General features: G+C 65.0%; 14 protein-coding genes and 2 pseudogenes. 8 read left to right on the top strand and 8 right to left on the bottom strand.

Features of this window, described 5'->3' with window-relative positions; translation table 11 throughout:
• Positions 1-54 precede the first annotated feature (54 nt).
• From ACQCSU_RS01060 to ACQCSU_RS01045, 4 genes are read right to left on the bottom strand one after another with little or no spacing between them, the layout of a single operon-like run.
• A complete protein-coding gene (locus ACQCSU_RS01060) occupies positions 55-294 on the bottom strand; it encodes a hypothetical protein (protein WP_426977772.1) in 240 nt (79 codons plus the stop codon).
• A 14-nt stretch (positions 295-308) separates the two neighbouring features.
• Positions 309-722, bottom strand: coding sequence for an Asp23/Gls24 family envelope stress response protein (locus ACQCSU_RS01055; protein ID WP_426977770.1), 414 nt, complete (start codon positions 720-722; stop codon positions 309-311).
• Complete coding sequence (locus tag ACQCSU_RS01050; protein ID WP_426977768.1) at positions 715-1,299, bottom strand: hypothetical protein; 585 nt, start codon at positions 1,297-1,299, stop codon at positions 715-717. The genes ACQCSU_RS01055 and ACQCSU_RS01050 overlap by 8 nt, the downstream gene beginning before the upstream one ends.
• Positions 1,290-1,892 carry an RNA polymerase sigma factor gene (locus tag ACQCSU_RS01045; protein WP_426979898.1) on the bottom strand — a complete coding sequence of 201 codons (603 nt, stop codon included), beginning with the start codon at positions 1,890-1,892 and terminating at the stop codon, positions 1,290-1,292. Before ACQCSU_RS01045 ends, ACQCSU_RS01050 begins: the two co-directional genes overlap by 10 nt.
• Positions 1,893-2,136: 244 nt before the next feature.
• Here ACQCSU_RS01045 and ACQCSU_RS01040 point away from each other — a divergent pair, with 244 nt between their 5' ends.
• The 7 genes and pseudogenes from ACQCSU_RS01040 to ACQCSU_RS01010 form a co-directional block, all read left to right on the top strand.
• Positions 2,137-2,598 (top strand): Asp23/Gls24 family envelope stress response protein, encoded by a 462-nt coding sequence (locus tag ACQCSU_RS01040; protein WP_426977767.1) that lies wholly within the window; start codon positions 2,137-2,139, stop codon positions 2,596-2,598.
• 58 nt (positions 2,599-2,656) lie between these two features.
• The gene (locus ACQCSU_RS01035; protein WP_214852148.1) at positions 2,657-2,836 is read left to right on the top strand and encodes a hypothetical protein; all 180 of its coding nucleotides are present in this window, start codon (positions 2,657-2,659) and stop codon (positions 2,834-2,836) included.
• Entirely contained in the window at positions 2,833-3,228 is a 396-nt protein-coding gene (locus tag ACQCSU_RS01030) for an Asp23/Gls24 family envelope stress response protein (RefSeq protein WP_426977765.1), read from the top strand. Before ACQCSU_RS01035 ends, ACQCSU_RS01030 begins: the two co-directional genes overlap by 4 nt.
• Positions 3,225-3,806, top strand: a complete 582-nt coding sequence (locus ACQCSU_RS01025; RefSeq protein ID WP_426977764.1) for a DUF6286 domain-containing protein — start codon at positions 3,225-3,227, stop codon at positions 3,804-3,806. Before ACQCSU_RS01030 ends, ACQCSU_RS01025 begins: the two co-directional genes overlap by 4 nt.
• 42 nt (positions 3,807-3,848) lie before the next feature.
• The gene (locus tag ACQCSU_RS01020) at positions 3,849-4,469 is read left to right on the top strand and encodes a hypothetical protein (protein WP_426977762.1); all 621 of its coding nucleotides are present in this window, start codon (positions 3,849-3,851) and stop codon (positions 4,467-4,469) included.
• Between the two features lie 480 nt (positions 4,470-4,949).
• Positions 4,950-5,555, top strand: a complete 606-nt coding sequence (locus ACQCSU_RS01015; protein ID WP_426977761.1) for a recombinase family protein — start codon at positions 4,950-4,952, stop codon at positions 5,553-5,555.
• Between the two features lie 68 nt (positions 5,556-5,623).
• A pseudogene (locus tag ACQCSU_RS01010) lies at positions 5,624-6,128 on the top strand (amidase); the annotation flags it as partial.
• 413 nt (positions 6,129-6,541) lie between these two features.
• On the opposite strand, the gene ACQCSU_RS01005 reads toward ACQCSU_RS01010, so the two are convergent.
• The 4 genes and pseudogenes from ACQCSU_RS01005 to ACQCSU_RS00990 form a co-directional block, all read right to left on the bottom strand.
• Positions 6,542-6,841, bottom strand: a complete 300-nt coding sequence (locus tag ACQCSU_RS01005) for a cupin domain-containing protein (protein WP_426977759.1) — start codon at positions 6,839-6,841, stop codon at positions 6,542-6,544.
• 166 nt (positions 6,842-7,007) lie between these two features.
• Positions 7,008-7,418, bottom strand: a pseudogene (locus tag ACQCSU_RS01000) (glutamate-cysteine ligase family protein); the annotation flags it as partial.
• A gap of 808 nt (positions 7,419-8,226) precedes the next feature.
• Entirely contained in the window at positions 8,227-10,605 is a 2,379-nt protein-coding gene (locus tag ACQCSU_RS00995; protein ID WP_426977757.1) for a transketolase-like TK C-terminal-containing protein, read from the bottom strand.
• 71 nt (positions 10,606-10,676) lie between these two features.
• On the bottom strand, positions 10,677-11,684 hold the full coding sequence (locus tag ACQCSU_RS00990) for a 1-aminocyclopropane-1-carboxylate deaminase (protein WP_426977756.1): 1,008 nt from the start codon (positions 11,682-11,684) through the stop codon (positions 10,677-10,679).
• A gap of 131 nt (positions 11,685-11,815) precedes the next feature.
• Here ACQCSU_RS00990 and ACQCSU_RS00985 point away from each other — a divergent pair, with 131 nt between their 5' ends.
• The gene (locus tag ACQCSU_RS00985) at positions 11,816-12,475 is read left to right on the top strand and encodes a GntR family transcriptional regulator (protein ID WP_426977754.1); all 660 of its coding nucleotides are present in this window, start codon (positions 11,816-11,818) and stop codon (positions 12,473-12,475) included.
• Positions 12,476-12,482: the final 7 nt, after the last annotated feature.

Below are 12,482 nucleotides of genomic sequence, written 5' to 3'. Positions count from 1 at the left end.
AGACCTGCTCCAACGGGGAAAGTTGGCCTGACGGCCGGAAGGCCGTTCCGGCGTCTATTTCGGTTTGCGGCCGCGCCGGCGTCTCGCTGCGAAGTAGGCCAGAGAGGCCATGGCGGCGAAGGCGAACACGGTGGCGGGAAGGTAGTTGGCAATCATCAGCATCCAGATGCCGCACAGCAGCAGCGCCGGCGGGAGGAGGATGGCCGTTGCCCAGAAAGTCTTGCTTTGGTGGCGGCCGTTTCCGTTCGTGTTTCCTTCGGCCGGAATTTCCTGGTTGTTGGGTTCAGAGTTCATGCAGGTGTTCTGGATCAGAGGGGCTTGGGAGGACGGGCCGCTGTGGCGGTGGGTGGGTGCTCTATGGCCAGGACCGAGATGTCGATGCGCCCGGGGGTGAGGCCGGTGTGGCTGATGGTCCGGGTGATCTGCTCCCGCACGGCCTGGGCGACGTTCAGGGCTGCGAAGGCGATATCGGTGGCGATGTCGAGCTGGACGTCGGCGATGCCGTTGTGGACGGTGACGAAGACGCCGTCGTGCCGGGCGGGAGTGGTACGGGTGTCTGTCCTGCGGAGATTTTGGATTGTTCCTTTTCCCAGGTGGGTGAGGAGGTTTTTCAGGGTCGGTTCGAGCCGGAGGACACCTGGTGTATCGAGGGCGGTGCGGGCAGCAAGGTCGGCAATGAGGTGGCTGCTGATCAGCCGGGCTTCGAGGGGATGCTCAGGCATCGTAGAAATCCTCCACGGTGATGTTGACGGCTCCGGCGTTGAGTCCGACGTGTGCTGTGATCATGCTGATGATCCGCTGACGCAGCAGCTCGGCGGTTCCGGGGATGTCGGTGTCGGAGGCCACGGCGATTCGAAGGTTCACCGAGATGTCGGCGGTCCCGGCCGGGCGGGTGTCGTCCGCGGTATCCGGGTCAGGATGGACGCGGCAGCGACGGGCCCGTACTCCCGCAAGGGCATCGGCGCCGAACCAGATGACTGAAGTGATGGCTTGTTCGCTGATCGTGATGCCCCCCTGGCCAGACCGGTAGACGGGGAGCCGGTTGCCCCTTCGGACTTCGGCGCGGGCCAGGTTCATGATGGCGTCCTTGACGGCGTGATGGGGCTGCAGGGAGGGGTCTTCTGCATCGTTGTCCCGAAGCGTGCGGGCGGCCTCCGCGAGCTTTGCCAGGCTGGCCCGTGCCGTCCGGCACTGGGCGCAGCCGTTTTCATGGGCGGTGGGGGGCTGGCTGATGGTTGCCCAGACCTCGTCGATGCTGCGGCCACAGCCCAGGCGGGGGATGGTTTCGTCTATTGCCATTGACTCATCCTTTCCGCGAGTTGTGCGCGTGCTCTGGCGAGGCGGCCTCTGACCGTCTGTTCACTGACCTTCAGCGTTGCGGCTATTTCAGCGTAGCTGCGTTCGTGGATTTCCCGCAGGAGCCAGCAGGCGCGCTGCCCTGGCGGGAGGGTTAGCAGCGCTGTGGCCAGGCCGTCGATCTCGCAGGAGATTTCCGCTTCGCGGGCGGGATCGCCTCCGGCTCCCGGTCCGGTGAAGGAATCCGCGGTTGCTTGCAGAGTTACCGGTTCCTGGACGACCTCCGCCTGACTGGACCGTCGACGCAGACTGTCCAGGCAGCGGTTGGTGGCCATCTGGTAAAGCCACCCGCTGAAAGCCTGCACGCTTGTCAGCAGCGGCAGCTTTCTCCAGCAGGCCACCAGGGTGTCCTGCACGACGTCTTCGGCCTCTCCCCGGTCATGGAGCATCCGGAAAGCGAGACGGAAAAGTCTGCCCTGATACGCCTCGACGAGGTATTCGAAGGCGTCCAGGTTGCCGTCCTGGGCCCGGGCGACGACGGTCGCCTCGTCCAGATCCTCTGGCCGGGTCAGGACAACGGGTCCACGCTCATCCATCGTCACCGCTATCCCCTTTGCCGAACCGCGCCACCCGGGTTCCGGCGATTAAGACCAATATTTTCAGACGGAGCCGGTAATGGGAATGCCCGGTGCGGGGGAAGCAGGGACAAAACAGTTTGCCTTTCCGCGTGACGTTTGGTGGTGACGTACGTCTTTAACCATGTAGGCAAAATCGCATCGGTTGATTGAGGAGATGGTTCCCGTGACAGAAGCCCCGCAGCTCCCAGGACAGTCCGGAGGCATGGTGGCAACCCAGGAGGAGCAGAAACGGAACGCCCCCCTTGAGACGCGCAGAACGACTGACCCGCTGCACACGGACCGGGGGGATACCACCATTGAGGAAACCGTGGTCCAGAAGCTGGCCGGCATGGCCACGCGTGAGGTTCCCGGCGTGTATGCGATGGGCAGCGCTGCCCGGCGCGCGTTCGGCGCGATGACCGAGCGGATTCCCGGTTCCCAGACGAATGTCAGCGGCGGGGTGAGCGTGGAGAAGGGCGAACGCCAGACCGCCATCGACTTGAGCATCGTCGTCGAGTACGGAACGTCCATTGTCGAGGTGAGCCAAGGTATCCGGCGCAATGTCATCCAGTCGGTGGAGCGCGCGACCGGTCTGGAGGTGCTGGAAGTGAATGTCCACGTCACCGATGTTCATCTGCCCGAGGATGAGCGGCCCGAAGAGGACGCCAGGAAGCCTCTGGAGTAACCACCTCACCCGCTCCGCCCTGTTTTCGGGCGGTAACCGATTTTGGAAGGAGTGCCGCATGTCCACTACACGATGGTGTCTGGCCATTGGTCTGGTATTAGGAATCGTCTTGGCCTTCGGAGGTTTTACAGCCCTGGTGATAGCGGTCCTCTTTGGCCTGATTGGGCTGCTAGTGGGCCGTATTGCGGAAGGGAAACTGGATCTGCAGGCCCTGTTCGGCAAAGCATCCAGCCGATGAATACCCCCGCAGCACTTGCCGGTTCCCGGGACCTGGAATCGCGGGGGCGCACTGTCCTTGACCGGAAGGTGGTGGAGAAGATCGCCGGTCAGGTCGCGAGCGAAGAGTCCTTTGCCGGCGGGTCCTCCGGAGGGTTTCTGGGCATCGGAGCACATTCGGACTTTTCCGCCCGGCCCAAAGTCACGGTGGAGCTTGCGGGCAATATCGCCGCCCTCAGCGTGGAAATAGGGCTGCTCTACCCGGTACCGCTGCGCCAGGTAACCGAACAGTTGCGCCGCCGGATCAGCGAACGCGTCAACGCCCTGACCGGGGTGGAGGTACGCCAGATCGACATCACAGTGTCCTGGCTGAAACCTGCCGATGAAACCACCGGCCGCCGGAGGCTGTTATGAGCCGGCACGATGGGAAAGCCACACCCCTGCGGCACCGTCCCAGCCGGGCTGTTCCTGCCCTGATCCTGGGAACGCTGCTTCTGGCCGCCGGCGTGGCACTGGTATGGGCGGCAGTGGCCCGGCTGATCACGGGTTCGTGGCCGGTGTATCTGGCCGGCGCCCTGGACTGGCTGGCCGGTTTGACCTGGAACGATCCGGGAGTCTGGGCCGTCGGGGCTGCGGCGGCGGTCGTGGGAGTCGTCCTGCTGGCGGCAGCACTGGTTCCGGGCCGCTTCAACGCCTTGCGGGTGCAGGCGCCCGGGGACGGGGGGCAAGCCCCGGAAGCGGGCGCGCAGGAGATTGTCATGACGCGGCGGGCCGTTGCGCGGTACGCGGCGGCGCACTGTGAATATATCGACGGCGTCCGTTCAGCATCGGCCACGGCCTCCGCACACGCGGTCCACCTGAAGGTGACCACGGCCCTGCACGAAACACGGGAGCTGCGCGGGCGTGTCATTGCCGTGGTCAGGGAACGCCTTGCCGGTACCGGGCTCAACCCGGTCCCAAAGGTCACCGCGTCCGTCCGGTCCAGGGAATGACCGCGGCAACCATCCTCCCGTATTCCGGAAAGAAGGCACCCCATGCGACAACACGCCGGAGCGCTGAACCGCACCTGGCTCCTCATCCTTGGCATTCTCGCCCTGGCCGGCGGCGTCCTGATACTGCTGGTGGCCAGCGGTACGTTGCACGCCATGAGCCCTGCAACGGTCGCTGCAGAGGGTCCCGTCGTGACAGGTGACCTGCACACGGTCTTCGAGCCGGCCTCTGTTACGGCCATTGTCCTGGTGGCCGGGGTTCTCATGGGCGCCCTGGGGTTGTTGTGGATTCTGGCACAGATTCCACGAAGGAATCCCGCCGACAGGTACCGGCTGCATCAGGACCCTGCCTCCGGAACCACGCTATGTGATGCCTCGGTGCTGGGCGCCGCGGTGGAAAACCAGATCAATACCCTGCCCGGGGTGGTGGGTTCCTCGGCGCTGCTGCGCGGCACCGCCATGGAACCGGATCTCACGATGAAAGTCACGGTTAACAGCCGCGCCGACATCCAGGACGTCCTCCGCAGCATCAACACCAGGGTCATTCCGGACCTCTCCACGGCCTTGGAGACACCGCTGCGGCGGACAGGAATCCAGCTCGAGGTCAGCGGCCGCAATGCCGTTTCCGGCACCACCGTGGCGACCACCGGCACCGTCATCTACTAGGCCCGTCACGAACAATGGAACAGGATCCGGCGCTAACGGCTCTGGCTCGTTGTCCGGGGGCGTAAAGACACTGTTGCTTGCCAGCCGAACGGTTCCCGTGTTTTCGAAGGTGCATTGACACTCGAGATGCCCGGCCCCGGGATGTCGGCCGCGGTCACGAGTCCCGGGCGGAGTATGCCGGATGGGTGGGATGCCCGTGGCAAACGGAGATGCTTATGCAGATGGAGCCGCTATCCAAGGATGCTGCCGAGAATGGCGGTGAGACCCCGCCAGCCGAACCACAGACGTCCTTGCCACGATCCCTGGTATGAATCCGTCCGATTCTTTCGTCTTGCAAGCCGAGGGATGCAAGACAGCCGACGAGACAGAAATGCGTCCCAGGAAACACATGGGCCCCCGGCGTCTCGCTACTATGTATCATAAGCTCGGGCCAGAAGGACCATAGGCAAACACTGTTGCAAGACACAAGCGAGGCCAGGTATGGGCAAACTAATCGGATACGCCCGGGTATCAACCAAATCACAGGCCACCGACCGGCAGACAGCGGACCTGCTGGCCGCCGGCGTCCGGCGCGACGACCTGTATACCGACCACGGGGTAAGCGGCGCCCGGAGCAGCCGACCGGCATTCGATACGGCACTTCAAGCCCTACACGAGGGCGACACCCTGGTCATCACCACCTTGGACCGCCTCGGCCGCTCCACCGCCAACATGCTCGGACTCTCCGAAGAACTACGGACACGGCACATCAATCTGCGAGTGCTGAATCTGGGCGGCGGCAACGTTGACACCGGCACCCCCATGGGCGGCATGGTGTTCACCGTCATGGCAGCACTCGCCCAAATGGAACTGGAGATCAAGCGGGAACGGATCACCGACAGCGTCAGCAAACGCAGGGCCGCCGGCAAAGATCTCGGCGGACGCCGGGAACGATTCACCAACAGCCAGATCGAAAACGCCCGCCGCCTCATCGCAGCCGGCGAACCAGCCACCCATGTCGCGCGCGACCTGGGCATGTCCAGAGCCACCCTGCACCGGCGCATCGCATCGATCGAAGCACAACACTGGATCAGCACCCAGGACTAACAACTCCCAAATCTCGTAGCACAAGCCCCTCAATACTTACTTGTCGGGTAGGGACACCGACAGGAGTACCGGGCCCGGAAGGCGCGCTCCCGGACCGCTATGCAGGATTTGACGACGGCATCGCCAGCTACCCGGCATACGTCCGCGAGCACGGCGTTTCATCGCTCACCGAGATCGCGCATCTTGAAGGCGGGCTACGAGGCCTGGAGGAGACCCGCCGCGTGGACCTGGAGGAGTGGATGGACAAACTAAGACTGGATGCTGTGCTGTTCCCCGCTTCCGCCGACGTCGGGCCGTCGGACATGGACGTAAACGAGGCTACTGCAGATCTCGGCTGACGCAACGGTGTGTGGGTCGCCAACGGCAACCTGGTGCCGCGTCACCTGGGCATCCCGACCGTCACCTTGCCGATGGGAACCATGTCCGATATCCGCATGCCCGTCGGGCTCACCATCGCGGGCCGGGCCTACGACGGACACCTCACTGCTGACACTGGCCGCCGCGTTTGAGGCGACAGGTTCTCGCCGAACAGCTCCCGCACGGACGCCCCCACGGACGCCCCCGCTGGCGTAAGCCGTCGGCGCCCGCGAGACACGGACAAACCAAACAGGTAACAGGTGTGTCCGCCGTAGCCGGCTTCCGATGGACTCGCTCAGGTTCTGGCGCAACTGTTCGCTCGGATCCCCATCTATGGCGCGAGGCCATCGGCTCTGGCGCCCCCGATGAGCACATCGCGCAGGCCTGCCAGCCGCTCGTTGATGCAGGGCTGGCCGTCAAACACCAGGACGGCCGTCGCGCATTCACGGTCATCGGTGCCGAGCTCCCCGACCGAGTGAACCTATTTACAAACCTCCGACGCCGTCGACACTCCGCCTGGCGCCGGGCGTAGGCTCGACACCCTCCCGCCTGCCGATAGTGATGACTATGACAAGCTGAACAGTAATCCTCGTGCAGATTCTGCGGGGTGGAGTCCGTGGGTTGGCGTTCTACGGTTTAAGCTCGACGAGATAGCCGTGCAGTTCGCCGTCGCCGGTGTTCTCTGTTGTGTGGTCGGTCGCCGGCAGGTACATCGGCTGCCCGGCGGGTAGTTCCATCTCCGTCGTTTCGCCGCCCGTTTCCGAGAACCGGACCTTGCCCGCCTCAAGCATGATGGCCACGAGCGCCGGGTGCCCGTGAACATCGGTCTTGGCCCCGGGCGCCATCCTCACCTCCAGCACCCGGACCTGGTCGTTCTCGAGCACGACCTTGTAGATCTCCGGTGCAACCTTGACCGCATCTTCCGCCATGATCCACTTCCTCGTATCGGTGCTGCCGGCAACCACGAATCCCCTGCGGACAACATTGAAGTCCCTCGCTGCCCTCGGTGTCAACGCCCCAATTTTGTTGGGGGCCAACGAGGACCGGCAGGAGATTGTTCAGCCGCGCCCAACGTTGCGCTGCGCCGCTGGACCCGGGATTGTCGAATCCGGCATCCAGTGAAATCTGCAGAGAAGCCGTGGAACACATCATCGTTCGTCCGGCGGGGCCGAAGCGGTCGAAATGTTGCTCCATGGCGGCATACCGTGGATGATCCAATGACCTCACGGGTGGCCGACCAGGGTCCAGAGCCACCTGGCCGAAGCAAAGGCCGGCGGCCGACAGTAAGGTCTCAACGGCTGCAAGGTCTGCGCGGGTCGCCGTGACGAGAGCGGGTAGACCAGGCGCGCAGGCTGAGCTTACCTCCAGCTGACCGCCCGGCTCAAAGGTGATCACTCCCCCGCCGGGCAGCGGTCCCTCCGATGACGCCATGGCGTCGCTGACCCGTGCAACCGGAACCGGAAACTGAGGATTCGAGACGTCGTGGACCAATCGCTCGACCTCCACCCCGGCAGCACCCGGCGGCCCAGTCTTAAAGCACACGGAGGCAACATACACCTCTGCATCGGACTCGGAGAGCGGACGGATGTCACGCCCGGGCTGCAATGCAGAGTTCACGCCACACCATTCCTTCCGCGGCGGTTGTCTTCAAGCGGCAAGCTAAACAGCCCACTTTCTGCCTTGTCAACGCCCCAGCCTGATGTCATCAGTGCTAAAGCGGCGGCGGAACGGTCTTCTCGCCGGTGAACTCTGCCTTCCAAACAGCAACAGAAAACCCGCGGAGGGGGCCACACCCGGAGTCACAGCGCCATCTTCAGCTCCTGACCTGCACAGTGCCGGAAAAGACACACTCACCGAGACGTAACCCCGGTCGACTCGCATCCCTCCCTGCCGCCCCCTCCGGCTCAGTAACTGGGCGACCCGGACGGCCGCAAACACTCCCGCAACGGCGATCATCCAGAGGCTGCCGATCCTGGATCCGGCCGCCCCGAAGACACCCACCGGCAACCAACGGCAGCGGCATCCAGTGGGTCCTGAAGGTGGACCCGGAATACTGCGCCGCCAGCGAAGCGACGACGAGCGATGTTTGCTCATGAGTCGGACTAACCTCCTGCCGCCCGGCTGCAGGGCTGATGGGAACAGGCCAGACCTTCAGCCCATTCGTGGACGCCTACCACGCCGGAATCATCAGAACGAACATGTAGCCCAGGACCGCGCTGCCTGCCGTTCGTGCGGTAGGGACCCATCCGGACGTGCTGAGGCCGTTTTTAGGTTGCTCAGGGCCGATGGTGTTCCCCGCTGGTCCAAGGTGGCATTACCTGTCGAGGAGGTCCAGGGCGGCAGACGCGATGGAGTCGACGTCGATCCCGTGGATCCCGTACGCCTCCTCAAGGCTGGAGGATTGGCCAAATTCGGTCACGCCCAGGTTGCGGGTCCGGTCCCCTCGGGCGCCGGCCAGGAAGGCCAGCGTGTGCGGGTGCCCGTCCAGGACAGTGACCAGCGGGGCGGGGTGCGCGGCTGGGAACAAGGTGTCCACAATGGCGCTGCGTGTTGAATCCCCCACGGAGTGCCGCTCCTGCATTGACGCAAAGACCAGTTCAGGGCTGGTCAGGCACACCACGCCGGCCGCGATGCCCAGACCTTCCAGCTTTGCGGCTGCGGTCAGCACCTCGGGCATCATGGCGCCCACGCCCACCAGCGTCACCTGCTCCGTGCCGGCCTGGTGCGAGGTGATCCGGTAGCCGCCCGCCAGAGCCTGCTGCCGGCGTCGTTCCAACAAAAGCGGGTCCGCCGGCAGGGCGGCCAGAGACTGGTCCACCGGCTTGGTGGAAAGCCGGAAGTACGCGCTGCGGCCGCCGGGGCGCCCGATCTGGTTCATGGCGTGCAGCAGGCACCATTCAAGGTCCTGCGCAAAGGCCGGCTCCCAGGCCGTGCAGCCAGGCTGCTCCAGGCCGATCGACGGCGTCGTGATGGACTGGTGCGCGCCGCCCTCCGGGGCGAGCGTGACACCGGACGGGGTGCCGATGAGGATCGACTGGCCGCCGGCGTAAATTCCGTACGACCACGGCTCCAGGGCGCGGCTGACGAAGGGGTCGTAGATGGTGGCGATGGGGATCAGCGGCTGGCCCCACCGGCTCCAAGTTGCGCCCAGCTCGCCGGCCAGGCACACCAGGTTCACCTCGGCGATGCCCAGTTCAATGTGCTGGCCCTGAGACCCTTCGGTCCACTTCAGGAGCCGGTCGGCGTCGTCGGCAAACCAGTCGCGGCGCTCCCCTACGCTCCACACGCCCGACTTGTTGATCCAGCCGCCCAGGTTCGTGGAGGAGGCTACGTCCGGGCTGAGTGTGACAATGCGTTCGGCCGCTTCCGGGGCGCCGCGCTTGATGTCGGAAAGGAACCGGCCGAGCGCCGCCTGGGTGGACAGTTGTGCCTTGTACGCCCACGGCAGCGAGTCCGGCAGCTTCTTGATGGTGTTAGTCGCCGGTTCCCCGCGTTCCAGCCTCTTTGCTGCGGCGGTGCACGCAGCGGCTTCCTCGGTGCCCTTGGCAAAGCGCTGCCACGGCGCATCCAGGCCCATGCCGGAAAGCTCGGCCAGCTCCTCCATCTGCAAGCGTGTCAGTTGGGCGGAATGGTTGTTGGGATGGCCCTCGGTGGCCAGGCCGCGGCCCTTGACGGTATAGGCAAACAGGACAGTGGGCCGGCCCGGGTCGATCTGCTTGTACGTTTCCAGCAGCATGCCGATGTCGTGTCCGCCGAGGTCGCGGATGGCGGCCGAGAGTTCGCGGTCGCCCAGGGTGGCGACCAACGGGTCAAGGCGGGGGTCCGGCGCTTCCCCGAGCAGCCGGCGTCGTACATCCTGGGGAGGGGTGCGCAAAAGGCGCTGGAATTCCTCATTGGGCATGTCCTCAAGGCGCCCGCGCAACTGTTCCCCGCCGGGCTGCAGGAACAGCGATTGCAGGCGGCGGCCCCACTTGCAAGTGAGGACCTGCCAATCGGCGGCCGCAAACATGCCCTGGAGCCGCTCAATCTGGACGTCGGGGATCACACGGTCCAGGGACTGGCGGTTCAGGTCAACGATCCACAGCAGCTCGCCGAGCTGGCGTGCGCCGGGGTCGGTGATGGCCTCCCAGATGGCGCCCTCGTCCAGTTCCGCGTCCCCAAGCAGGCTGATGAAGCGGCCGGCCTTAGGCGTTTCCGGGAAAGTGTCGCGCAGGTAGCGGTGCGACATGGCAGCCCACAGGGGTGCGGTGGCGCCAATGCCCACGCTTCCGGTGGAAAAGTCGATGGCGTCCGGGTCCTTCGCGCGGCTCGGGTAGCTTTGCAGGCCGCCCTTGGCGCGCAGGGTGCCCATGTACTTCTCATCCAGCTTCCCCAGGAGGTAGTTGATGGAGTGCAATACGGGCGAGGCGTGCGGCTTCACCGACACCCGGTCCAGGGCAGTCAGTTCGGAAAACCACAGCGAGGTCATGATGCCCACCATGGACGCACTGGAGGACTGGTGGCCTCCCACCTTCACACCGGACGTGTTGGCCCGGCCGCGGTTGGCGGCATCGATCATGGCGGAGGAGAGCCAGAGAACCCGCTGGGCGATGGAATCAAGGACGTCCCCGTCCAAGGTGGCCGCGGCCGAAAGCGGGCGGCCGTTCACCGTGGGTTCTTCGGCCCCGGGTTCGACGTCGGTCAGTGCAGTCATGATCCATCCCTCCAGCAGGTGCTGTTGTGGTCGTTTGCCCCGCGGCGCCGTCGGCACGGGGCAGGTTTGCTTTAGCGGAACAGGCCGCTGTAGGCGTTCAAGGCCAGTTGGCCGCCAAGGTGGGCGTACAGGACGTTGCTGGTCTCGGGAATCTCCTTGGTGCGCACCAGGTCGATGAGCCCGGCCATGGACTTGCCCTCGTAAACCGGGTCAATGATCATGCCCTCCAGGGAGCCCGAGAGGCGGATGGCCTCCATCGTGGATTCCACGGGGATGCCGTAGAAGTCGCCGGCCCAGCCTTCCATGACGTTGATCTCGTCGTCGCGCAGCTCGCGGCCCAGACCGATCAGGTCCGCGGTGTGGCGGGCGATCCTTGCCACCTGGTCGCGGGTTTTCTCGATCGTGGCGGAGGCGTCGATGCCGATCACACGGCGGGGACGCTCCTGCCCGGCAAACCCGGCGATCATGCCGGCGTGCGTGGATCCGGTGACGGTGCAGACCACAATGGTGTCGAAGAAGACGCCCATTTCCTTTTCCTGCTGCTCCACCTCGTAGGCCCAGTTGGCAAAGCCCAGGCCGCCCAGATGGTGCTCGGAGGCGCCGGCCGGGATGGGGTAGGGCTTGCCGCCTGCGTCCTCCACGTCCTTGATGGCCTGTTCCCAGCTGCTGCGGATGCCAATGTCAAAGCCGGCCTTGTCCATGCGGACGTCAGCGCCCATGATGCGTGAAAGCTGGATGTTGCCCACGCGGTCGCTCAGCGGGTCCGGCCAATCAACCCAGTTTTCCTGGACCAGGCGGGCCTTCATGCCGATCTTGGCGGCGACGGCAGCCACCTGGCGGGTGTGGTTGGACTGGTGCCCGCCGATGGATACCAGCGTGTCCGCACCCTGGGCAATTGCATCCGGGATGATGTATTCAAGCTTGCGGGTCTTGTTGCCGCCAAAGGCCAGGCCGCTGTTGCAGTCCTCGCGCTTGGCCCAGATCTTGGCGCCGCCAAGGTGCTCGGTAACGCGGGGCAGGTCGTGGATGGGGCTGGGGCCAAAGGTCAGCGGGTAACGCTCAAAATCGGTGATTGCCATTTTGCTGGTCCTCAACTTTGGTGGGAGTGCCGCGGATCACACCGCGTGCCGTTATGCAATATATTGCATGCCATTGACGCGTGGTGTCAAGCCTTCCGAACTGGACCTCCCGGCGGGATACGATCAGTTGCATGCCCACACCTGCCCCCGATGGCATCCACAAGCGCTCCCTGCTGCGCGACGACGTATACGAATCCATTCGGGACGCAATAGTCGACGGCACCTTTGGGCCCGGGGAGCGTCTGAAGGACCCGGAGCTCGAGGCGTGGCTTGGCGTGAGCCGGACCCCCATCCGCGAGGCCCTGCTGCGGCTGGAGCGGGCGGGACTGATTATTGCCCAGCCCGGACGGGCCACCATCGTGACACCCGTGGACCCGGCATCGACCATCAGCGCCCAGCAAGTGGTGGCGGCCATGCATGAACTGGCGGCCCGGCTCGCCGTGCCCTCGGTGACGGGCCATCAGCTAGCCGCCATGGCCGAGGCCAACAGCAGGTTTGAGACTGCCCTGGGGGACGACAACGTCGAGCTCGCCCTGGCTGCCGACGACGACTTTCACTCAGTCTTCATCGGCGCGTGCGGCAATGAAATGATCCCGGACGTCCTTGAGCAGGCCCTTCCCCTGCTGCGCCGCGTGGAACGTCAGCGGTTCGGCTCGCGTTCCGGGCGGCACTCAGTGACAGTGCATGCGGAGATCATCCGGCTCGCCGGCATGGGAGACGCCGACGGCGCGGCACTGGCCAGCCGCGAAAACTGGCTCTCACTGGGGACGGAAAAGCCCGACGCAGGCTGATCGCGGG

This window comes from Pseudarthrobacter sp. O4, from assembly GCF_050157025.1.
Lineage (GTDB): Bacteria > Actinomycetota > Actinomycetes > Actinomycetales > Micrococcaceae > Arthrobacter.
Note: the sequence above shows the minus strand (reverse complement) of the source record. Positions and strands in the feature narration are given on the sequence as shown.